This is a genomic window from Clostridium prolinivorans (assembly GCF_004011155.1).
GTDB lineage: Bacteria > Bacillota > Clostridia > Clostridiales > Clostridiaceae > Clostridium_AT > Clostridium_AT prolinivorans.
This window is the reverse complement of record NZ_RJWG01000021.1, coordinates 1-22,175: the sequence shown is the minus strand read 5'-3', so window position 1 is coordinate 22,175 and position 22,175 is coordinate 1. Positions and strand designations below refer to the sequence as shown.

29 protein-coding genes and 1 pseudogene are annotated in these 22,175 nt (G+C 25.3%); 25 read left to right on the top strand and 5 right to left on the bottom strand.

Annotated features, from left to right (window positions below; translation table 11 throughout):
* Window positions 1-342: 342 nt before the first annotated feature.
* From EGD97_RS11525 to EGD97_RS11510, 4 genes are read left to right on the top strand one after another with little or no spacing between them, the layout of a single operon-like run.
* Window positions 343-1,122 carry a ParA family protein gene (locus EGD97_RS11525; RefSeq protein WP_078683188.1) on the top strand — a complete coding sequence of 260 codons (780 nt, stop codon included), beginning with the start codon at window positions 343-345 and terminating at the stop codon, window positions 1,120-1,122.
* A gap of 3 nt (window positions 1,123-1,125) precedes the next feature.
* The gene (locus EGD97_RS11520) at window positions 1,126-1,968 is read left to right on the top strand and encodes a ParB/RepB/Spo0J family partition protein (RefSeq protein WP_078683189.1); all 843 of its coding nucleotides are present in this window, start codon (window positions 1,126-1,128) and stop codon (window positions 1,966-1,968) included.
* Window positions 1,969-2,014: 46 nt separating this feature from the next.
* The gene (locus EGD97_RS11515; protein WP_078683190.1) at window positions 2,015-2,512 is read left to right on the top strand and encodes a DUF4446 family protein; all 498 of its coding nucleotides are present in this window, start codon (window positions 2,015-2,017) and stop codon (window positions 2,510-2,512) included.
* 50 nt (window positions 2,513-2,562) lie between these two features.
* Window positions 2,563-2,814 (top strand): YkuS family protein, encoded by a 252-nt coding sequence (locus EGD97_RS11510; protein ID WP_078683191.1) that lies wholly within the window; start codon window positions 2,563-2,565, stop codon window positions 2,812-2,814.
* 82 nt (window positions 2,815-2,896) lie between these two features.
* On the opposite strand, the gene yyaC is transcribed toward EGD97_RS11510, so the two are convergent.
* The 3 genes from yyaC to EGD97_RS11495 all read right to left on the bottom strand — a co-directional run bounded on the left by yyaC (window position 2,897) and on the right by EGD97_RS11495 (window position 5,787).
* On the bottom strand, window positions 2,897-3,511 hold the full coding sequence (gene yyaC / locus EGD97_RS11505) for a spore protease YyaC (protein WP_078683192.1): 615 nt from the start codon (window positions 3,509-3,511) through the stop codon (window positions 2,897-2,899).
* Between the two features lie 63 nt (window positions 3,512-3,574).
* Window positions 3,575-4,627, bottom strand: coding sequence for a sporulation integral membrane protein YtvI (gene ytvI / locus EGD97_RS11500; protein WP_078683193.1), 1,053 nt, complete (start codon window positions 4,625-4,627; stop codon window positions 3,575-3,577).
* Between the two features lie 5 nt (window positions 4,628-4,632).
* Window positions 4,633-5,787 (bottom strand): aminotransferase class V-fold PLP-dependent enzyme, encoded by a 1,155-nt coding sequence (locus EGD97_RS11495; RefSeq protein WP_078683194.1) that lies wholly within the window; start codon window positions 5,785-5,787, stop codon window positions 4,633-4,635.
* Between the two features lie 118 nt (window positions 5,788-5,905).
* Here EGD97_RS11495 and yedF point away from each other — a divergent pair, with 118 nt between their 5' ends.
* The 19 genes and pseudogenes from yedF (at window position 5,906) to EGD97_RS11405 (ending at window position 17,772) form a co-directional block, all read left to right on the top strand.
* Window positions 5,906-6,484, top strand: coding sequence for a sulfurtransferase-like selenium metabolism protein YedF (gene yedF / locus EGD97_RS11490; RefSeq protein WP_078683195.1), 579 nt, complete (start codon window positions 5,906-5,908; stop codon window positions 6,482-6,484).
* Between the two features lie 16 nt (window positions 6,485-6,500).
* Window positions 6,501-6,755 carry a DUF3343 domain-containing protein gene (locus EGD97_RS11485; protein WP_078683196.1) on the top strand — a complete coding sequence of 85 codons (255 nt, stop codon included), beginning with the start codon at window positions 6,501-6,503 and terminating at the stop codon, window positions 6,753-6,755.
* An 80-nt stretch (window positions 6,756-6,835) separates the two neighbouring features.
* Window positions 6,836-7,729, top strand: a complete 894-nt coding sequence (locus tag EGD97_RS11480; protein ID WP_078683197.1) for a mechanosensitive ion channel family protein — start codon at window positions 6,836-6,838, stop codon at window positions 7,727-7,729.
* Window positions 7,722-7,928 (top strand): DUF951 domain-containing protein, encoded by a 207-nt coding sequence (locus EGD97_RS11475; protein WP_127837468.1) that lies wholly within the window; start codon window positions 7,722-7,724, stop codon window positions 7,926-7,928. The genes EGD97_RS11480 and EGD97_RS11475 overlap by 8 nt, the downstream gene beginning before the upstream one ends.
* A gap of 99 nt (window positions 7,929-8,027) precedes the next feature.
* The gene (gene rpsF, locus EGD97_RS11470; RefSeq protein WP_078683199.1) at window positions 8,028-8,315 is read left to right on the top strand and encodes a 30S ribosomal protein S6; all 288 of its coding nucleotides are present in this window, start codon (window positions 8,028-8,030) and stop codon (window positions 8,313-8,315) included.
* A 15-nt stretch (window positions 8,316-8,330) separates the two neighbouring features.
* Window positions 8,331-8,655 (top strand): annotated as a pseudogene (locus tag EGD97_RS11465) (single-stranded DNA-binding protein); the annotation flags it as partial.
* A 142-nt stretch (window positions 8,656-8,797) separates the two neighbouring features.
* Complete coding sequence (gene rpsR / locus EGD97_RS11460; protein WP_078683201.1) at window positions 8,798-9,070, top strand: 30S ribosomal protein S18; 273 nt, start codon at window positions 8,798-8,800, stop codon at window positions 9,068-9,070.
* A gap of 416 nt (window positions 9,071-9,486) precedes the next feature.
* On the top strand, window positions 9,487-10,179 hold the full coding sequence (gene sfsA / locus EGD97_RS11455; RefSeq protein WP_228202026.1) for a DNA/RNA nuclease SfsA: 693 nt from the start codon (window positions 9,487-9,489) through the stop codon (window positions 10,177-10,179).
* Window positions 10,180-10,207: 28 nt separating this feature from the next.
* Window positions 10,208-10,708, top strand: a complete 501-nt coding sequence (locus tag EGD97_RS11450) for an NAD(+) diphosphatase (RefSeq protein ID WP_078683203.1) — start codon at window positions 10,208-10,210, stop codon at window positions 10,706-10,708.
* Window positions 10,709-10,860: 152 nt separating this feature from the next.
* Entirely contained in the window at window positions 10,861-11,547 is a 687-nt protein-coding gene (locus EGD97_RS11445) for a beta/alpha barrel domain-containing protein (RefSeq protein ID WP_127837466.1), read from the top strand.
* A 13-nt stretch (window positions 11,548-11,560) separates the two neighbouring features.
* Window positions 11,561-12,340, top strand: coding sequence for an EFR1 family ferrodoxin (locus EGD97_RS11440; RefSeq protein WP_127837464.1), 780 nt, complete (start codon window positions 11,561-11,563; stop codon window positions 12,338-12,340).
* A 21-nt stretch (window positions 12,341-12,361) separates the two neighbouring features.
* A complete protein-coding gene (locus tag EGD97_RS12455) occupies window positions 12,362-12,523 on the top strand; it encodes a hypothetical protein (RefSeq protein ID WP_164850212.1) in 162 nt (53 codons plus the stop codon).
* Between the two features lie 178 nt (window positions 12,524-12,701).
* Window positions 12,702-12,887, top strand: coding sequence for a hypothetical protein (locus EGD97_RS11435; protein ID WP_078683206.1), 186 nt, complete (start codon window positions 12,702-12,704; stop codon window positions 12,885-12,887).
* Window positions 12,888-12,898: 11 nt separating this feature from the next.
* Entirely contained in the window at window positions 12,899-13,096 is a 198-nt protein-coding gene (locus tag EGD97_RS11430; RefSeq protein ID WP_078683207.1) for a hypothetical protein, read from the top strand.
* Between the two features lie 207 nt (window positions 13,097-13,303).
* A complete protein-coding gene (locus EGD97_RS11425; RefSeq protein WP_078683208.1) occupies window positions 13,304-14,374 on the top strand; it encodes a pyridoxal-phosphate-dependent aminotransferase family protein in 1,071 nt (356 codons plus the stop codon).
* 24 nt (window positions 14,375-14,398) lie between these two features.
* Entirely contained in the window at window positions 14,399-15,313 is a 915-nt protein-coding gene (locus EGD97_RS11420) for a D-2-hydroxyacid dehydrogenase (RefSeq protein WP_078683209.1), read from the top strand.
* Between the two features lie 18 nt (window positions 15,314-15,331).
* Window positions 15,332-16,576, top strand: a complete 1,245-nt coding sequence (locus tag EGD97_RS11415; protein WP_078683210.1) for a DUF1015 domain-containing protein — start codon at window positions 15,332-15,334, stop codon at window positions 16,574-16,576.
* A 132-nt stretch (window positions 16,577-16,708) separates the two neighbouring features.
* The gene (locus EGD97_RS11410; protein ID WP_078683211.1) at window positions 16,709-17,254 is read left to right on the top strand and encodes a chromate transporter; all 546 of its coding nucleotides are present in this window, start codon (window positions 16,709-16,711) and stop codon (window positions 17,252-17,254) included.
* Window positions 17,251-17,772, top strand: coding sequence for a chromate transporter (locus EGD97_RS11405; RefSeq protein WP_078683212.1), 522 nt, complete (start codon window positions 17,251-17,253; stop codon window positions 17,770-17,772). The genes EGD97_RS11410 and EGD97_RS11405 overlap by 4 nt, the downstream gene beginning before the upstream one ends.
* 144 nt (window positions 17,773-17,916) lie before the next feature.
* Here the strand turns inward: EGD97_RS11405 and EGD97_RS11400 are convergent, their stop codons facing one another.
* Window positions 17,917-18,234, bottom strand: a complete 318-nt coding sequence (locus EGD97_RS11400) for a hypothetical protein (protein ID WP_228202025.1) — start codon at window positions 18,232-18,234, stop codon at window positions 17,917-17,919.
* A 177-nt stretch (window positions 18,235-18,411) separates the two neighbouring features.
* On the opposite strand from EGD97_RS11400, the gene EGD97_RS11395 reads away from it, so the two are divergent.
* Entirely contained in the window at window positions 18,412-19,182 is a 771-nt protein-coding gene (locus EGD97_RS11395; protein ID WP_078683213.1) for a tRNA threonylcarbamoyladenosine dehydratase, read from the top strand.
* A 171-nt stretch (window positions 19,183-19,353) separates the two neighbouring features.
* Here the strand turns inward: EGD97_RS11395 and EGD97_RS11390 are convergent, their stop codons facing one another.
* Window positions 19,354-20,523, bottom strand: coding sequence for a class I SAM-dependent methyltransferase (locus EGD97_RS11390; RefSeq protein ID WP_078683214.1), 1,170 nt, complete (start codon window positions 20,521-20,523; stop codon window positions 19,354-19,356).
* A 444-nt stretch (window positions 20,524-20,967) separates the two neighbouring features.
* On the opposite strand from EGD97_RS11390, the gene EGD97_RS11385 reads away from it, so the two are divergent.
* Window positions 20,968-21,912 carry a GNAT family N-acetyltransferase gene (locus EGD97_RS11385; protein ID WP_078683215.1) on the top strand — a complete coding sequence of 315 codons (945 nt, stop codon included), beginning with the start codon at window positions 20,968-20,970 and terminating at the stop codon, window positions 21,910-21,912.
* The last annotated feature ends 263 nt before the right edge of the window (window positions 21,913-22,175 follow it).

The following is a 22,175-nucleotide window of genomic DNA, read 5'->3' as shown; positions in this document are numbered from 1 at the left end:
AAATATATAAATATAAAATATATAAATATAAAATTTATTTTTATATTGCTTTTACATATTTTTAAAAGTAAACTTATATTTGAGTTTTTTTATTTTTAAAAATAAAAATATAATTAAATTATATTATAGATATCTAACATAAAAATAAAAATACTATAAGGATATAATAAAATAATAATAATATGATTAATGAACGTACTTTATTAATAAAATAATATTTATTTTATTAAAATGATTTAAATTAGATATAGAAGCTATTTTACATTTATAAATAACAAATATAAAAAATTAAATTTTTGGATATCTATAATTTACATAAACAAATGTAAGGAAGGTGAAATTTTGAAGACGATTTGCATTTTTAATCAAAAAGGTGGAGTGGGTAAAACTACTTCAAATATAAATTTATGTTCTTATCTTGCTTTGGAAGGATATAAAATACTTGCCATTGATATGGATCCTCAAGGCAACACCACAAGCGGACTTGGTATTGATAAAAGAAAAATTGAGCTTTCAATATATGATGCATTAACTTCAGATAGTGTATCATTAAAAGATGTAATAATAGAATGTCAAGTAATAAATAATTTTTTCTTAGCTCCAGCAACAATGGAATTAGCTGGTGCTGAAGTTGAGCTTATAAATAAGCAAAATAGAGAATTAATTTTAAAGAATAAAATTAATGAAATAAAAGATGACTATGATTTTATATTTATTGATTGCCCACCATCTTTGGGTTTTTTAACTATTAATGCATTAAGCGTTTCTGATAGTGTTTTAATACCTATACAATGTGAATTTTATGCACTTGAAGGAGTAGGACAACTTATAAATACAATACAGCTTGTAAAAAAATCTTTAAATAAAAATATTGAAATTGAAGGCGTTATTCTTACTATGTATGATGGAAGAACTAATTTAAGTAATGAAGTACTTAAAGAAGTAAAAAATTATTTTAAAGATAAAGTTTATAATACAACCATACCTAGAAATATAAGGCTTGCAGAATCTCCAAGTTTTGGACTTCCTATAATGCTTTATGATGATAAATGCAAAGGTGCAGAATGTTATGAAAAATTAGCTAAAGAATTTTTAAGTCGTCAACATAAAAAGGAGGGATAAAGTTTGAGTAAAAAATTTGGGCTAGGCAAAGGTTTAGGAGCTCTAATACCAGAAGATGATATTTTAGAAGGAAAAAACACTATTACAAATATAGAAATGAATTTAATTAAAGCTAATGAAGATCAGCCCAGAAAAAATTTTGATGAAGAAAAAATAGAACAATTAGCAGAATCTATAAAAGAGCATGGGGTTGTTCAGCCAATTGTTTTAAAAAGAGATAATGATACATATATTATTGTAGCAGGAGAAAGAAGATGGAGAGCAGCTAAAAGTATTGGACTTAAAGAAATTCCTGCTATTGTTATGGATTTGACTGATAAACAAGTACTTGAAATATCTTTAATAGAAAATATACAAAGAGAAGATTTAAATCCAATTGAAGAAGCATTAGCTTATAAAAAATTAATTGAAGAGTTTAACTTAACTCAGGAGGAATTAAGTAAAAGAATAGGTAAATCCAGAACAGCAGTAACAAATATACTTAGATTATTAAATTTAGATGAACGAGTTCAAGAATATATCATTGATGGAGTTATAACAGAAGGTCATGGACGAGCTTTATTATCTGTTACAGATAAAGATACACAATTTATTATTGCACAGACTATTATTGATGAAGGTTTAAATGTAAGAGATACAGAAAAATTAATTAAAAATTTAGGCAAAGAAAAGAAAAATTCTAATAAAGAAAAAGAAAATATTTATCATAGCGATATTAGGAGTAAGTTAGAAACTTATTTTGGTACAAAAGTTTCTCTTGTTAATAAAAAAAATAAAGGTAAAATTGAAATAGAATTTTATTCCGAAGAAGATTTACAAAGGATATTGGACATTTTAAATATATAAAAGAAATTCTATGTTTCACGTGAAACATTTTAAAGGGGAGTAAAATATGGACAATATTATAAATATACTTAATAACTTTGCGCCTTATATTATATTAGTACTTTTATTTATTGTAATTATTTTAATTATAACTGTAATTATTTTAATAAAAAGTGTAAATAGAGTTGAAAGAAAATATAAAAAATTTATGAGAGGAGTTAACAATAAAAATTTAGAAGAATTAGTAATAGGCTATTTAGATAAAATAGATGAAGTAGAAAACCAGTCTGAGTTATTAAAAGAAGATATTAATAAAATAAATAATAAATTAAAAAAATGTATTCAAAAGACAGGTGTTATAAGATATAGAGCATTTGACGATATTGGAAGTGATTTAAGCTTTTCAATAGCTTTATTAGATGATAAAAATGATGGTATAATATTAACAAGTATTTTTGGGAGAAACGAAAGTACTACATATGCAAAACCTATAGATAAAGGAATATCAAGATACGATTTATCAGAAGAAGAACAACAAGTACTTGAAGAAGCAATAAGTAAATAGTATAAAAGACCTCCTTTAAGGGAATATTAGCCTTAAAGGAGGTCTTTTATATGAAAATATGTGTAGATAACGAATTACAGCATATAAAAAAAGAATTAGAAAATAGAGGATATAATGTTGTAAATAATATAAATACTCCTGTTGATATAATAATATGCGATTTAAAAAATGGTGGATTAATTAATTTAGGATCTCAAGGTAATTTTAAAAGAGAAGGTACATTAATAATAGATGCAGGAAGTAAAAGCATAGATGAAATAGAATATATTATTAATAATAGATCATATAGTTCTTTATTTTAAAAATTATATTTTTTAAAAATTATATTTATTATGTTTATTATGTTTATTATATTTATTATGTTTATTTAGTTCTATTTTAAAATCATATATTTAGTTCTAAAGTATTTAATGCGTTATTTGTATCATTGCTTGAATTTTTCTTTTTATGTCCACCAACAGATTTTAATATAAAATGGTAAATACCTTTAGATATAACATCTGCTAAAGTCATGACAACATGAAGTCTGGTATTTTGAAGTACCATAAATTCTAAAGATCCTGATATATTTACTATGCCAGTAATACTTAGATCTCCTACAGATGGTAAATTTTTATTCATGGCGGATCCTGGATTAATAGGCTTTTTTTCTATAAATATTTTACCTACATTTTGAATGCTGCCAAGGCAAGCGTCAATAGCAACTATAAAAGGATTTATATATTCAGAATTTATTTCTTTAATAGTGCTTTCTAAATTTTTTGCGTGAATTGGATATTCTAAATTACCATATAAATAAATTTTATCTCTTATTAAAAATTTTAATTTATCTCCTACTAAAGGTCCCATACTGTCTCCAGTAGAACGATCAGTACCTATACATAAAAATATTATAGGCCTGTTTTCTTTTATAATAGGATTTAATTCTTCATAAAGTATATCTCTTAATTTAATGATTGAATTTGATTCCCTAGAATCTAAAATAAATTTTTCTTTCATATATAAAAACCTCCTATTTGGCATTTTAACCAAATGGGAGGTTTTTATACATTTATTTAAATTTTATAGTATTTTTATAGTTTTTAAAATAGAATAAAATATTACAAGAAACATACAGTAGAACATTCCTGCTATACCATTTATTTTTAATCCAATAAATATAGCCGCAAGAATTGCAACAGGGTGAAGACCTAATGAAGATGAAACAATTTTAGGTTCTAATATTTGTCTAACAATAAATACTACAGCATAAAGTATTAATATTCCAATAGCTTTAATCCAGTTATTATATAATGCATAATATATGGCAATTGGAATATAAACTGTAGCTGTTCCAAGAACAGGAAGTACATCAAAAATTGCAGATAAAATACTTAATATTAAAGCATATTTAACACCAAATATAGAAAAACCAATTAATGTTTCTAAAAATGTTATACTTACTACTATAGAATAAGATAAAACATAATTAACAAGCATTTTTTTTGTTTCACTATACATATATAAAACTTTATTTGTGCTTCCTGAAGGAATTATATGTAAAAATTTTTTCTTAGCAGATGTTAAGTCTCTAGTAAAAAAGTAAGTTGATAAAAATGTAAATACAATAATCATAATTATAGATGGAATAGAACTAAAAAAGTTTATAATCCAGGTAACAATTGATGTAATAATTTGTGCAGTTATATTAGATAATTTTGATATTGAATTAGACATATTAGATTTTATAGTATCAATAATATAAGGATCAACTCTTTCATATGAATCTTTTAAAATATTCATATATTTATCAATTAAATTAGAGTTTTGAGTTATATATACTTGAGTGTTTTTTACAAGCTGAATTGCTTCATTAGTAAGAGATATAATACCTAATGTAGTTATAAGTATTATAATAGCAAAAAATAAAAATGTAGTTAAAATAGCTGATATAGAATTTTTTATTTTAAATTTATTTACCATAAATTTTGTAGGTTTTTGGAGAAGTAAAGCGAATATAAATGCTAAAACAAATGGCAAAGTATAATTTATTGTTTTAAAAAATGTAACAAAAATTAAAGTGTATAATATAAAAAATATAGCTACTTTATCTATTTTTTCTAAAAGAGTATTCAAATATTTCACATCCCTTTCATAATATTATTTAAGCTTTCAAGTGTATAATTTACATCTTTAATATCATTAAAGAAACCAAAACTAAATCTTAAAGTACCTTGTGGAAAAGTACCTATAGTTTTATGAGCCAAAGGTGAACAGTGAAGTCCTGTTCTTGTAATTATTCCATAATTATTATCTAATATGTATCCTAATTCTGAATTATCTATTTTTGTTGAATTTATAGATATTACAGAAGTCATTTTTTTATGATTTTTAATACCATATAAAATTATATGATCCATATTAAGAAGACCTTCTATAAATTTTGAGGTTAAATATTCTTCCTTTTCTTTTATATTATAAATTCCTTCTTTATTTATAAAATTTATTCCTTCAAAAAGTCCTGCAATAGCAGGAGTATTCATAGTCCCACTTTCAAATTTATCTGGTAAAAAAGAGGGTTGAAATATACTTTCAGATAAGCTTCCAGTACCTCCTTCAATAATAGGAACAGCTTCATCATTTAGCTTATCGCTTATTAAAAATCCTCCTATACCTTGAGGACCTAATAAACTTTTATGACCAGTGAAAGCTAATGCACTTAGATTAAGTTTATAAAAATCTATTGGGATTATTCCTGCTGTTTGTGCAGTGTCTAATATAAAATATATATTATGTTTTTTACATATTTTACCTATTTCTTCAATAGGTTGAATAGTACCTATTATATTAGAAGAATGAGATAAGATTACAAGTTTTGTATTACTTTTTATTTTATTTTTTAAAGTTTCAATATTAATTAATCCTTCATTAGAGCAAGGTACTATATCTAATTCTATAAATCCTTTTTTATTTAAACTTGAAAGAGGTCTTAATACTGAGTTATGTTCCATTGAAGTAGTAATAACATGCCATCCTTTTTTTACAATACCTTTAATTAAAATATTTAATGAAAGAGTTATATTTGAAGTAAATATTACATTTTCAGGTTTATCAAAGTTAAAAAAGCTCGCAATTGCTTCTCTAGTTTTATATACAATTCTACTAGCTTCAAGAGTAGAAGAACTTCCACCTCTTCCAGGATTAGCTCCAATATTCATCATATAATTTAAAACAGATGAATAAACTTCAGGAGGCTTTGGATAAGTAGTAGCTGCATTATCTAAATAAATTTTCAAATTATCCCTCCTGCTACTTAATAATATTAAACAAATTGAGTTTTATATAATATTATTATAAAATATAAAGTATAAATTGTATATGTATTTATAAATTTAATGGTAAAAGGAGAGAAAAATGAATATTATAGATTGCAAGGGGTTAAAGTGTCCTCAACCTGTTATTAACACTAAAAATTATTTTGATTCTATTGAAGCTGGAGAGGCAACTGTTATAGTTGATAATGAAGTTGCTAAAAATAATATATCAAAATTCTGCTCAAGTAATAAATTAAAATATTCTGTTGAAGAAAGAGAAAATTTGTATTATATTAATATAAAAAAAGAAATAGATAGCTGTGAAGTTATGAATTTTGATGATAATTCATTAGTTATAGTTATTACAAGTGATAAATTTGGAAATGGTGATGATAAATTAGGAGAAACACTTATGAAAAGTTATTTATATGCGCTTTCAGAAAGTGATAAAATTCCAAATGATTTGTTATTTTTAAATAGTGGTGTTAAACTTACGTCGAAAGGATCAGAAGTACTGGAAAGTTTAAATAAGCTTAGAGAAAGAGGAGTATATATAGCAAGTTGTGGAGTTTGTTTAGATTTTTATAATTTAAAAGAAAAATTAGCTATAGGCGAAATAACTAATATGTATACTATAGTAGAAAAGATGAATAAGGCATCAAAAACTATAAAAATTTAATGATGGAAGGAAAGTTATGGATAAATATTATATATTAACATTTGAAAATACTCACAATGCAATAAATTGTGAAAGTGTGTTTAAAAATAATAATATTAAAGCAGTAGTTATGCCAACTCCAACTTTTGTTACCAAAAGTTGTGGTATAAGTTTAAAAGTTTATGAAGAAGAAATAGAAAAAATCAAAGTTTTAATGAAAGATAAAAAAGTAAAAGTTAAAGGAATTTTATTAAAAGAAGGAAGTAGCTTTAAAGAAATAAATTTGATATAGTATAATTATAATAAAGAATTAGTAATGAAAAAACAAATAGTTCATTATTAATTCTTAATTTTTTATGGGGGGAATACGTATTGAAAGATTTATTTAATTTTAAATTTGATTTAAATAGCGGAGGCATAAATATAGGGAATATTCATATTTCAGCAGAACAAATTAGTAATGGAGTTTTTAAAATTATAAAAATACTGCTTATATTAATATCTATGTATTTAGCTGTTAAGATAGGAAGTTCTATAATACATAAATTTATGGAAAGTCAAAGAAAAAGTAATCTTAAATTTACATTAGACGAAAAAAGAAGCAAAACATTAGAAGCTATTTTAAAGAGTGTACTTAGATATACAATATATTTTATAGGTATAATAGCAATAATAAGTCAAATTTTTGGAAACATTGTATTAACTTTTGCCGGTATAGGAGGTGTCGCAGTAGGTTTTGGAGCACAAAGTTTAATTAAAGATATAATTAATGGATTTTTCATATTATTTGAAGAACAGTATTCTGTTGGAGATTATGTTCATATAGATGATAAAAGTGGAATTGTTGAAAGTATAGAGTTAAGAGTTACAAAACTTAGAGATTTTAGCGGAGATGTTCATATAATACCTAATGGTTTAATTTCTAAGGTTACTAATCATTCTATAGGTTATCAAAGATTTTTAGTAGAAATTGATATAGCGTATGAAGAAGATATAGATAAGGCAATTGAAGTTTTAAATAATATGTGTGAAAATTTTAAAGAAAAAAATAAAAATTTAATTGAAGGTCCAACTGTAGCAGGGGTTAGTGCTTTAAAAGATAGTGCTATAACTATAAGAATTGTAGGGAAAGCTAATGCAATGAGCCAATGGGAAATAGAGATGGAATTAAGAAAAGAAGCAAAAAAAGCTTTAGATAAAGCACATATAGAAATACCTTACCCAAAGAGAATAATAATTAATGGAAAGGATGAATATAATGCCTAAAATATTTTATCTTGGTGATATAGTTGAAATGAAGAAAAAACATCCATGTGGTAGTAAAGAATGGGAAATAATAAGATTAGGTGCTGATATAAAAATAAAATGCTTAGGCTGCGGCAGATTAGTTATGCTTGAAAGAAGTAAATTTGAAAAAGGAGTAAAAAAAATTATAAAGCAGAATATACCTGAAATATTAGAATAAAGTACTTGATTTATATCTTATTTAGTAATATAATTATATTTCGTAGTCCCTGCTGTGAGTTTCACAGCCGTTAAGTCCGAGGGGAGGAGGTGAAATCTAATGAGAAAATATGAAACTATATTCATATTACACCCTTCATTAGACGAAGAAACTGTTAAAGCTAACGTTGAAAAGTTTAAAGGTGTAATAGAAAATGGTGGAGGAGTAGTTGATAACGTAGATTTTTGGGGCAAGAGAAAACTTGCTTATGAAATAGATAAAGTTAACGAAGGATACTACACTCTAATAAATTTCAGTGCTGATTCTGAATTACCTAAAGAGTTAGATAGAAATTTCAGAATTACTGATGGTGTTATAAGACATATCATAGTTAAAGAAGAAAAATAAGGTGGTGTATTATAAATGAATAAAGTAGTTTTAATAGGTAGACTTACTAAGGATCCTGAACTTAAATTTACTCCAGGAACCGGAACTGCTGTTGCCACCTTTACTTTGGCCGTTGATAGAAGACTTCCAAACAAAAATGGTCAAAGAGAAGCCGATTTTGTACCTATAGTAGTATGGGGTAAGCAGGCTGAATCTACTGCTAATTATATGAGCAAAGGCAGGCTTATGGGAGTTAGCGGAAGGATACAGACAAGATCTTATGAAGCAAAAGACGGAACTAGAAGATATGTTACAGAAGTAGTTGCTGATGAAGTTCAATTCCTTGAATGGGGAAATGGAACTAATTCAAACAAATCAGCTACACAACCTAATTCTGAATATTCAGCAATGGATTTTGAAGGATCCATTTATGAAGATGAAATGACTCCAGTTGATGATGGAGACATACCGTTTTAAAATATTTTAGGTAAGGAGGGAAAAGCATGTCAAAAGAAAATGCTAAAGATAATAAAGATTTAAATAGAAAAGGCGGAGCTAGAGTAAGAAGAGCAAGAAAAAAAGTTTGTGCTTTTTGTTCTGATAATTCTACAGGCATTGATTATAAAGATGTTAGTAAGTTAAGAAAATATGTTACCGAAAGAGGAAAGATACTTCCAAGAAGAATTTCAGGTAATTGTGCTAAACATCAAAGAGAACTTACTAAAGCTATTAAGGTAGCTAGAAATATAGCTTTATTACCTTTTACTACTGAATAAAATAAGTTTTTATAAGGGTTTCTGATTTATTTCAGGAACCTTTTATTTTTATAAATTATATTATAAATTTATATAATAATTATTTAACAAAAGTTTTTTATTAAATATTGCTCAGTATATATAGATGCAATAAAAATTTAAAAACACTATAAATTATATAGTGGAAATTAATTTACAGCTTATTTTGGGTTAATAATATAATTTTTAAATATTATAAAAATTTATAGTGAAAGTTATTTTAGAAAGTATTAAACTTTAATTATAATATTATAAACAAACTTGTGGATAAATATTAAAAATTATCCACAAAAAAACTTTTTGATGTATCAATATTTTTTTAGTATACACAGCAAAGTCTGTTGATAATGTTGATAATTTATAAAAATAATGTGGATAATTTTTATGGAGATGATATTTTGTTTATAAATGATAAAATAGAATTAGCTAAATTTTTATATCGTCCAAATAGATTTCAAGCTTTTGTTAATTTAAATGGTATAGAAACAATGGTACATGTCCCTAATACAGGAAGAAACAAAGAAATATTAATTTCTGGATGTACTGTTATACTTAGAGAAGGAAATAATCCTATGAGAAAAACTAAATATGATTTAATTGCTGCATATAAAGGTGAAAAACTTATAAATATAGATTCTCAAATTCCTAATAAAGTTGTAGAAGAAGCTTTAAAAGAAGGAAAAATAAAAAAATTGAAGAATTATAATAATATTCAAAGAGAAAAAATTTTTGGTAAAAGCAGGTTTGATTTTAAACTTCAAAATGAATATGGAGAAGAATATTATCTTGAAGTTAAAGGAGTTACTTATGAAGAAGATGGAAAAGTATGTTTTCCAGATGCACCTACAGACAGAGGCAGAAAGCATTTATTAGAGCTTATAAATGTAAAAGAATCTGGTAAAGGGGCAGGAGTACTTTTTTTAATTCAAATGGAAAATATAAATTATTTTACTCCTTTTGATGAAAGAGATAAAGCTTTTGGAGAAACATTAAGATATGCTAAAAAAAGAGGAGTAGATATATTTGCTTATGATTGCAAAGTAGGAGAAAATTATATAATTTTAAATGAAAGCATAGAAGTTAAGTTATAGAAATATAATTTGAAAGGTGTGAAACTTTGTGAAATTTAAATACTGTCCTAAATGTGGGAAAGAGCTTGAAATAAAATATAGTTATGATGAAGGAGGAGTTCCTTACTGCTCAAAAGATGATATTATGTTTTTTGATACACCTAAACCTTGTATAATAGTGGCTGTTATAAAGGACAGTAAAATATTACTTTTAAAGCAAAGTTATATATTTAAAAATTCTAAAGTTTTAGTATCAGGGTATGTTGTAAATGGAGAAACTGTTGAAGATACTGTAGTTAGAGAAGTTAAAGAAGAAACAGGAATAACTGTTGGAGATATAAAATATTTGGGAAGTGAATATTTACCTTCTAAAGAAATAATAATGCTTACCTTTATGGCAAAATTTATAAAAGGAGAATTAACAAAATCTTTAGAGGTTGAACAAGCTTATTGGGTTAATTTAGAAGATGCATTGAAAGAAATGAAAGAGGATGAAATAGGTAAAAGAATTGTAAAAAAAGTTTTAAAAGAAATTTCTGCAAAAAATTAATATTATTATACAAGTAATTATTTTTACTAATCTTTAAGTACAAAATATTATTTTTAAAATATTTACAAAAATTTTATTATGACATAATTATTATAAATTATAGTATAAAAGTATAATTTAAACAAAATTTAAGTTTAGGATGGTTGATTATTATGAATAAATTTGTACCAGAAATAAAAGGAACTTTAAGAAACCATATTATTGAACTTCCAAAGGTTATTAGCGATGCAAGCGGTATAAGAGTTTTTGGTAAAAGATTAAAATCATTTGTTTTTACTACAGATGTAGCTGTAATTAGAAATACTAATGCTGATGCTGTTATAGCAGTATATCCATTTACTCCTCAACCTGTAATTACTCAGGCGTTAGTTTTAGCAGCAGATGTTCCTGTATTTTGTGGAGTTGGAGGAGGAATTACAACAGGTAAAAGAGTAATAAATTTAGCTTTAGATGCGGAATTTAAAGGAGCTATGGGAGTAGTTTTAAATAGTCCTACACCAAATGAAGTATTAAGACAGGTTAGAGAAACTATAGATATACCTATAATTATTACTGTAGTATCTGAATTTGAAGATATTAATGCAAGAATAGAAGCAGGAGCTACTATATTAAATGTATCAGGAGCTAAAAGGACAGCTGAAATTGTAAGGAAAATTAGAGAAAAATATCCCACTTTTCCTATAATTGCTACAGGAGGACCTACAGAGGAGACTATTAAAGCTACTATTGAAGCTGGTGCAAATGCTATAACTTATACACCTCCTGTAGCCGCAGATATTATGGGGGAATTAATGATTAATTATAGGGAAAAATATAAAGAGGAATTTCCTAATATATAAAAGAGAGGTAAAAATGAAAGGAATATTATATTATTTTAGTGGAACGGGTAATACTAAATGGGTAGCAGGAATATTTCAAAAAGAATTTGAAAAATTTTCTCAAGAGTTAGATATAAAAAGTATTGAAAGAGTGGAAAAAGTTGAATTAGATGAATGCGAATATGTAATAATAGGGACCCCAGTATACGGAGAATTACCTCCTAAGATAGTAATTGATTTTATAGATAAATTTCCACAAAATACAAGTAATATAAAATTTATTTTGTATTCTACTCAAGGAAGTAAAAAATCCGCTGCTATAGATTATATTAGCAAAATTTTAAAGAAAAAAGGTTATGATGTTTTTATAGAAGTTTCTTTTAAAATGGCAAATAGTTATTATTTTGGATTTGGAGAAAAAATAAGTAAAGAAGAAATAGATAAATATTTAAAAGATGCAGAAAAAAAAGTTAAAAATATAGTAGAAGAATTTTTTAAAGGGAATAAAGTTATAGAAAAAGTTTCAGTACATAAAAGAATATATGCTAAAATTTATAATCATAGTTTTAATAAACTTTTGCCTAAGCTTTCTTCTAAATTAAGTTCTACGAATGAATGTAAAAAATGTGATCTTTGCTTAAAAAATTGTCCCAATGGAAATATAACTATAGAAAGAGGGCAAGTAAGTTTTCATAGTAATTGTATGATGTGTTTAAGATGTATACATTTATGTCCTTATAATGCTATAAGATATAAAGGTAAAAAAATAGAACAAATAATGAAAGATAGAATAAAAATTTTAGATTTAAGATAAATTGAAAAAGGGGGATAAAATATGGCTGTAGGAGGAGATAACTGTAAAATCTGCCCCGAGTTTTTAGAAAAAAGATGTGATGGTAAAGCAGAAGATTGTATATGCAGAAGATGTCCAAGAAATTTTGGAAAATGTTTAACAACAAAATATTGTACAGAAACAGAATCAATTCTTTACATATAGTAAAAATGTATAATGTTTAAATAATAAATTTTATTATAAATGTTTATAAAATTTATTTCCCAGGAAAATTATATTTTTAAAGACTGATTTAAAAATATAAATCAGTCTTTATTTTTTTATAATTAAATTTAAAAAAGTGGAAATAATAATTTTATATGAGCTAAAAGGAGTGAAAATAATGCTATTAAATATTGATGAAAGTCTTGTTGGTGAAAATTGCCCGCATTATGATGCAGTAAATATTTTTTATAAAGCTAATATGACTTATTTAGCTCGTAGTTGTCAAAAATGCTGTAATTATATTAATGGAAATTGCAGTAAAGGATTTTTTAATGAAATTTACAAAAATTTAAGTATCAATTAAGGAGGATTTTTATGAAAAATACAGCTGGAGAGGAACAAATGATGATGGTAGCAGCTAATTGCTCTGGATATGAAGCAATTTCTAATGCTATGACAAATAGTATTGGAGGTTGTAATTCTAAAAGTTGCAGTAATTGCAAGCATTGGTCAAATCAAAATTGTAGTATTAATTTATTTGATTCAGTTCTAACTAGTGTAGATCAAACATAAAATAAACATAAAATAAAAAAGACTATTTCAAAGCAGATATATGTTGAAAATTGAAGAGAATATAAAAAATATTATTATTAAATTAAGCATATCCTTTGAAATAGTCTTTTTATTTTTCATTAAAACATTGAGAAATTTATATCAAAGTGGTAAAATATTATAAATAGTTTTAAAATACAAAAAAATAAATATTTAGGGGGGTATTACATGCATAAAAAATTATTTATACCAGGACCAGTTGAAGTAAGAGAAGATGTACTTGAAAAAATGGCAACACCTATGATAGGTCATAGAAGTAAAGAAGCTTCTGCACTTCAAAGAAGAATAAGTGATAAATTAAGAACTCTTTTTTACACAAAGGAAGAAATACTTCTTTCTACAACATCCGGAAGCGGACTTATGGAAGGGGCAGTAAGATCCTGCACAGCTAAAAGAGCAGCAATATTTTCAGTAGGAGCTTTTGGAAACAGATGGTATGATATGGCTAGATTTAACAATGTACCTGCTGATTTATATGAAGTACCTTGGGGAGAAGCAACTCTTCCAGAAACTGTTGATAAAGTTTTATCTACTGGGAAATATGATCTTATTACTATAACTCATAATGAAACATCTACAGGTGTTATGAACCCGGTAGAAGAAATAGCAGAAGTTATGAAAAAATATCCTGAAGTTGTATATTGTCTAGATACTGTAAGCTCTATGGGAGGAACTAAAATTGAAGTAGATAAACTTGGGGTTGATATATGTATAACTTCTACTCAAAAAGCAATTGGACTTCCTCCAGGAATGGCAATATGTTCTTTTTCACAAAAAGCTGTAGAAAGAGCAAAAAAAGTACCTTTCAGAGGATTATATTTAGATCTTCTTTCATTGTATGAATATATACAAAAGAAAGATTATCAATATCCATCTACACCATCACTTTCTCATATGTTTGCATTAGATTATCAATTAGACAGAATTTTAGAAGAAGGTCTTGAAAATAGATTTAAAAGACATAAAGAGATGGCAAATATTGTGAGAGAATGGGCTAAAGAACATTTTGAAATACTTCCTAAAGAAGAATACATGTCAAATACAGTAACTACTATAAAAAATACTAGAGATATTGATATATCTGATTTAAATAAAAAACTTGGCGAAAGAGGATTCCAAATATCTAACGGTTATGGAAAATTAAAAGATAAAACTTTTAGAATAGCTCATATGGCAGATTTAACTGTAGAAGATATAAAAGAGCTTTTAGCTAACATAGATGATATACTTGGATTTTAAATTCTATAAATAGGGGGCTTAAATATGACAAGAGTATTAGTTACAGACGGTATGGAAAAATCAGCTGTAGAAGAACTTAAAAAAAGAGGATTTGAAGTAGTTGAAAAATTTTATGATCCAGAAAATTTAGGAGATGCATTAAAAGATTTTGATGTACTTGTAGTTCGTTCTGCAACTAAGGTAAGAAGGCCTATAATAGATAAAGCAGCAGAGGGAGGAAGGCTTAAACTTATTATAAGAGGTGGAGTAGGAGTAGATAATATAGATGTAGAATATGCTCAAGAAAAAGGTATAAAAGTTACCAATACTCCAAATGCAAGTAGTATTTCAGTAGCAGAGCTTACAATAGGGCATATGTTTGCACTTGCAAGATTTATAAATATGTCTAATGTTACTATGAGAGAAGGAAAATGGGAAAAAAAGCTTTATGAAGGTGTAGAACTTTATGGCAAGACTTTAGGACTTGTAGGTTTTGGAAGAATTGCCAGAGAAGTTGCTAAAAGAGCATATGCTTTAGGCATGAAAATATTATATACAGATATTCTAGGAAAAGTAGATGGATTTGATGAATATGAATTTACTGATATGAATGATCTTTTGAAACGTTCAGATTTTATATCACTTCATATACCTTATGATAAAGAAAAAGGTGCAGTTATAAGCTATGATGAATTTAATTTAATAAAAGATGGTGCTTATTTAATAAATTGTGCTAGAGGTGGAGTTGTTGATGAAAAAGCACTTATTGAAGCTTTAGACAGCGGAAAATTATCTGGTGCTGCTATTGACGTTTTTGAAGAAGAACCAACTAAAAATGAAGAACTTTTAAAGCATTCCAGAGTTTCTATAACACCTCATATTGGGGCATCTACTGTAGAAGCACAAACTAGAATAGGTGAAGAGATAGTAAGTATAATTACAGAATACTTTGCAAATTAAAACAGGAGGATAAAGCTTATGGCTGTAATAAGACCTTTTAAAGCCATTAGACCTAGAAAAGAGCTAGCTTCAAAAGTTGCAGCTCTTCCTTATGATGTTATGACTTCTAAGGAAGCTAGGGAAATTGCAAAAAATAATCCATATTCTTTTCTTCATATAGATAAAGCTGAAATAGATTTAGATGAAAAAATAGATATATATGATAAAAGAGTATACGAAAAAGCAAGAGAAAATTTATATAAGATGATAGATGATGGCGTTTTTATACAAGACGATAAGCCTAGTTTATACATATATAGGCAGATAATGAATGGAAGAGTTCAAACAGGATTAGTATGTTGTACTTCTATTGATGATTATATGAATAATGTTATTAAAAAACATGAACATACAAGGGCAGATAAAGAACAAGACAGAATAAATCATGTTGATTATTGTAATGCAAATACAGGGCCTATTTTTTTGACATATAAAGCTAAAGATGAAATTGATAATATTATAGATAGGCTAGTAGAAGAAGAACCTATTTATAATTTTACTTCAGAAGATGGAATAATTCATATGGTATGGATAATAAAGCGTGATGAAGATATTAAAACTTTATGCTCATTGTTTAAAGATGTAGATTCTCTTTATATTGCAGATGGTCATCATAGAGCCGCTTCAGCAGTAAAAGTTGGTGAAATGAGAAGAAAAGAACATCCTAATTTTACTTCTGAAGAAGAATTTAATTATTTTTTATCAGTTTTATTTAGAGATAAAGATTTATTTATTATGGATTATAACAGGGTTGTCAAAGATCTAAATGGTCTTACAACTGATGAATTTATGTTTAAAGTTTCAGAAAAATTTAAAATAAATCTATATGAAGGCGTAGGACCTTACAAACCTTCTTGTAAACATACTTATGGAATGTATTTAGATGGTAAATGGTACGAGCTTATAGCAAAAGAAGGAACTTATAACCCTAATGATCCCGTTGATAGATTAGATGTTTCTATTCTTCAAAATAATTTATTAAATCCTATTTTAGGAATAGAAGATCCTAGAACAGATAAAAGAATAGATTTTGTTGGTGGTATAAGAGGATTAGAGGAATTAGAAAGAAGAGTAAATGATGGAATGAAGGTAGCTTTTTCTATGTATCCAACAACCATTGAAGATTTAATGGCTATAGCGGATGCTGGAAAAGTTATGCCTCCTAAATCCACTTGGTTTGAACCTAAACTTAGAAGCGGACTTTTCATTCATAAATTAAGTTAATTAAGCTAATTATGGTATATAGGGTATTGAATAAATTTATAAATTATAAATAAAAAACCATAGGATAATACTCGCCTATGGCTTTTTATTTATAATTTATGTATAAATATTTTAAGAAAGTTTGGTGACAATATGAAAAAATATTTGGAAATGTTTATTTCGTTTTTTAAGATAGGAGCTTTTACTATAGGAGGCGGATATGCAATGGTTCCTCTTATAGAGGCAGAAGTTGTAGATAAGAAAAATTGGATTAAAAAAGAAGAATTTTTAGATATGCTGGCTATTGCTCAATCTGCTCCGGGGCCCATAGCTATTAATACAGCTGTATTTGTAGGATATAAAACCGGAGGAGCTTTAGGTGTTTTAGCTACAACTTTAGGTTCAATACTTCCTTCATTTATAATAATATTAGTTATTGCTTCATTTTTTACAGAAATAAAAGATAACTTAATAGTTGAAAGAATGTTTAAAGGAATTAGACCTGCAGTAGTAGCATTGATTGCAGCACCTGTTATTAGGCTTGGTAAAGATGCAAATATAAACAAAAAGACAATTATAATTCCTATTATAACTGCAATTTTAGTTGCTTTTTTTAATGTTACAGCTATATTTATTATTATTGCAGCTGCTTTAGGCGGCAATTTATATTCTAGTCTTATAAGGAGAAAAAGAAAATGATTTATTTTAAATTATTTTATACATTTTTTAAAATAGGGTTATTTAGCTTTGGGGGAGGGTATGCTATGCTTCCCCTTATTCAGCAAGAGGTTACACTATCTAATAAATGGATTACTGTAAAAGAATTTATTGATATTGTAGCAATATCACAGATTACTCCAGGGCCTATTGCTATAAATAGTGCTACTTATATAGGTTATAAAATTTCAGGAATTTTAGGTTCGATATTTGCTACTATTGGAGTTGTTATGCCTTCTATAATTATAATGCTCATTATATGTAAGTTTTTCTTTAAATTTAAAAATAATAAGTATGTAGAAAATGCTTTTTTAGGATTAAGACCTGCAACAGTTGGTCTTGTAGCTGCAGCAGCTATTTTAGTATCTAATAGTTCTTTTATAGACTATAAAAGTGTAATTATATTCTTATTTGCATTTATAGCATCATATAAATATAAAGCTAATCCTATACTTTTGACTATAATTTCAGCAATTATTGGATTAGTACTTTATAAATAAAAAGGAAATAGTAAAAAATATTTATATAATTTATAAATAAAAAATGTAAATAAAAAACAGTACATAAATTATAAAAAATTTTATGTACTGTTTTCATTTTAAATAAATTTTAATTTATTTATTTTTATAATATTTTAATATTATTTAGAAATAAAATGATTCGGACATTGATGATCCAATTGAAAATAAAAATATTATAAAAAGAATAATTAATACAATTCCTATAGCCATCAAAATAAGATAAGCTCTAGCAAAGTTCTTTTTATTTATATTATAATCTCCAAAGCCCCAAACAAATAAAAGTATAATGTTTACTAATGGAATAGACATTAAAAGTAGCATTATTAAATATTGTCCCATGGATAATGGTGAATTATCTATATTTTTAAAATTTTGATAATGCTGTTCTTGTGTATATGGCTGATAAGATTGATTATGTTCATTTTGATTAAATTCTCCCAATTAATTTTCTCCCTTCATTTTGCTTATATGTATATTATACAAAAAAAATAAAAATATTAATACTAATTTTAAATATTTTTATTTGTAATTTTAAGATTATACTACAAAATGCTGTTTAAATATAAATTAATATAATGTATAATATACATAAATTTTAATTACAAAGGAGAGAAATGTATGGCTCAGCATTCATTGTCAAGGACTGAACTCCTTATAGGTAAAGAAGGTTTAGAAAAACTTAAAAATAGTAAAGTAGTTGTTTTTGGAATTGGAGGAGTTGGAAGTTTTACAGTAGAGGCACTTGCAAGAGCAGGAGTTGGAAGTTTAGTACTTGTAGATGATGATACTGTTTGTTTAACTAATATAAACAGGCAGATTATAGCAAATTTTAAAACTATAGGGAAACCTAAAGTTGATGTTATGAAAGAAAGAATTTTAGATATAAATAAAAATTGTAAAGTTATAACACATAAAACTTTTGTTACACAAGAAAATATTCAAGAAATTATAACAGAAGATGTAGATTATGTAGTTGATGCCATAGATACAGTTACCTCTAAGATTGCAATTGTTATTTGGTGTAAAGAACATAATAAAAGAATAATAAGTTGTCTTGGAACAGGTAATAAACTTGATCCAACTAAATTTAAAATTGCTGATTTATATGAAACTAAAATTTGCCCTCTTGCAAAAGTTATGAGATATGAACTTAAAAGAAGAGGGGTAGATAAATTAAAAGTACTTTATTCTGAAGAAAAACCAATAAAACCAAGATCCGAAGAAGTTATAAATTGTAAAAATGGGTGTGTATGTACAAATGAAAGCAGTAAAAGATGTTCTATGAAAAGACAAATTCCAGGGAGTATATCTTTTGTACCTCCAGTTGCTGGAATGATTATAGGAGGAGAAGTTATAAAAGATTTATTAAATATTAATAATAAAATATAAAATAAAAATATTACTTTAAAATTGTATATAAATTTAAAAGTTTAATGTAACTTTCTAGTAAATAATAATCCTAGCATAAAATATATTTTATGCTAGGATTATTTATTTTATTAAACTAATTTGGTATTTAATTTTCATGATGTATATAATAATTTTTATAAATAAATTTTGTTATTTATTATTGATATAAGAATATAACGAAGGATATACATTTAAATTTTTCATAAGATTTAAATATTCTTCTAAGGCTTTAGTATCTTCTTCTTTTGTTTTAATGGCTCTTATCATAAGGTTTTTAGGAGTTTCAAGAGGTGATATATATTCTACAACTGATACATCATATCCTTTAGCTTCAAGGAATAAAGATCTCATACCATCTGTAAGTATATCTGCCATTCTAGATTTTAAAATACCATGTTTTAATATAGATTTAAAAGGCTCATAAGAATATTGATTTAAAAATTCTCTATGACAGCATGGTACGGCTATTATAACATCTGAATTTACTTTAATTCCTAAAGCTAAAGCCATATCTGTAGCAGTATCACAGGCATGGAGTGATATTACAACATTTATTTTTTTATCTGGTACATAATTATTTATATCAATAGCATGAAATTCCATATTTCTATATCCTAAATTTTTTGCCATCTTTTTTGATGAATTTATAACGGATTCTGAATAATCAAGACCTATAAAATGACATTTTTTCTTTTTAACTTCTGTAAGATAATAATTCAAAACAAAAGTAAGGTAAGATTTACCACAACCACAATCTAATATATTTATAGTTTGATTTTCAGGGAGCTTATCAATTACTCCTTCAAGAAGTTCAACATAATGATCTATTTGATTATATTTTCTTATTTTATCATTTTTTATTTTACCATCCTGAGTCATTATACCTATTTCTTTAAGAAGGGCATCTGCTTTGCCAACCTTTATGTAGTAATCTCTATTTAAAAGGGAAGAAGTTTCTAAAGAATTATGAGAAGCTTGAATTTCTTCACTCTTATTTTCTGTATTTGTCATTTTTACATTTTTATTATCTGCAGTAATTAATATATCTGTACCTCTTTCTTTATATATAAGTGATAGATTGTCATAAATTGCTGCATCTTCAGATATTTTTTTAAAAATATCATCTATAGTAAAATAATCTGTTCTTCCATTAAAATTATATTTAATTTTATTATTTTCTAACTTTCCAACTCCTTTAAACTCTTTTAAGCCAGTAGAAAAGGTCACATAAATGCCTTTAAAAATTAAATTATTTTCATTAAATCTATTTTGAAGTCCTAAAAAAAATAAATTTAACTTATTAATACTTTGTTTATTCATCATAACACTTCCTTATTTTATGTATTTTAATGCACATTACAAAAATTTAAGTCTATACATAATAGAATAATAATCTTCTCTATTAAGAATAAAATATATTCTCTTCTTGTTAAATTATCATTTTCTTAAATTATATTTATAGTATTTAGTCTTCATTTTTGATATCTACAATAATAATATAATCATATATAATATTATTTACAACACTAAAAAATACATATGATATAATATTATTAGATTTTTATGCTCAAATATAAATTTAAAAATTATATAGAATTTTTAAATTTGATATATCTATAATTAATTTATTTAGTAGGATAATAAACTTATCTTTGAAAAAATAAAATATATTTAGATTTAGATGATTGCATTATATTAGATTATATTTAGTTTTAATATTGTTAGATGTTTATTAATAATTTTTATAGTAAAAGGAGCATTTATATGGAAAAAGAAGAAAATGTAACTTTATCGCCAGTTAAAGGGAAAGAAAATGAATATATAATTAAAGATTTTATGGGAATAACTTTAGGTAGAATTTTTATAATAGAACTTTCAAAAGAAAATAAATTTTGTAGTTTTAGGGTTAAATTTTATAGAAATGAAGGTAATGGATATAAATTATTAGAAAATGGATTAAAAATACTTTTAAATACATTATTTAAAAATATGGATATATTTAAAGTAGATGTTTTTGCTTATGAAGATATAAATATAAGAGCATTTACTGAACTTGGATTTGAATTAGAAGGAGTTATTTACAATAGTGTTATAAATAATAATTTATATAAACATGAACTTTTATTTGGAATAGATAAAGAAAGATTTCAAAAATTAGATAGAAATAAAGCTTTAAGTCTTAAAGGCAAATATATAGAATTAAGATTATTAATGCCTGAAAATGCAAAAGAAGTTTTAGATTATTATATAAAAAATAAAGATCATTTAAAAAATTTTGAACCAACAAGAGATGATAATTTTTATACATTAGAAGTACAAAGAAAAGATATTTTAGAAAATTATAAACAATATTTAAATGGTAATAGTATAAATTTTGGTATATTTAAAGAAAATAAATTTATAGGGAAAATAAGATTATCAAATATAGTGATGGGTATCTTCAAAAATGCCTTTGTTGGATATTCTATAGATAAAGATGAACAAGGTAAGGGGTATATGAAAGATGCTCTTAAAACAGTTATAAACTATGCTTTTAATAATTTAGGAATTCATAGAATAGAAGCATCCACTTTATTAGATAATTTTAAATCTCAAGCGGTATTATTAGCATGTGGTTTTAAAGAAATAGGTATAAGTAAAAATTATTTATACATAAATGGAGAATGGAAAGATCACAAAATATTTTATATAACAAATGATAACATATAAAATACATATGTTATTTATACAGTTCCANCATATAAAATACATATGTTATTTATACAGTTCCAGGTGTGTCTATAAATGATATTAAGAGATAAAAAAAGAAATAAAGAGAAATTTAAAGATATTTGTTATAAATAAAAAAATTTTATATGCACATAAAAATTTATCATGATATTATATAAAACGTCGCTGAGATAAATCGACAGTTAATCACTTGAAAATATAAGTTTTAAATAAAAAAACTATTGACAAGTAAAAAAATAAGT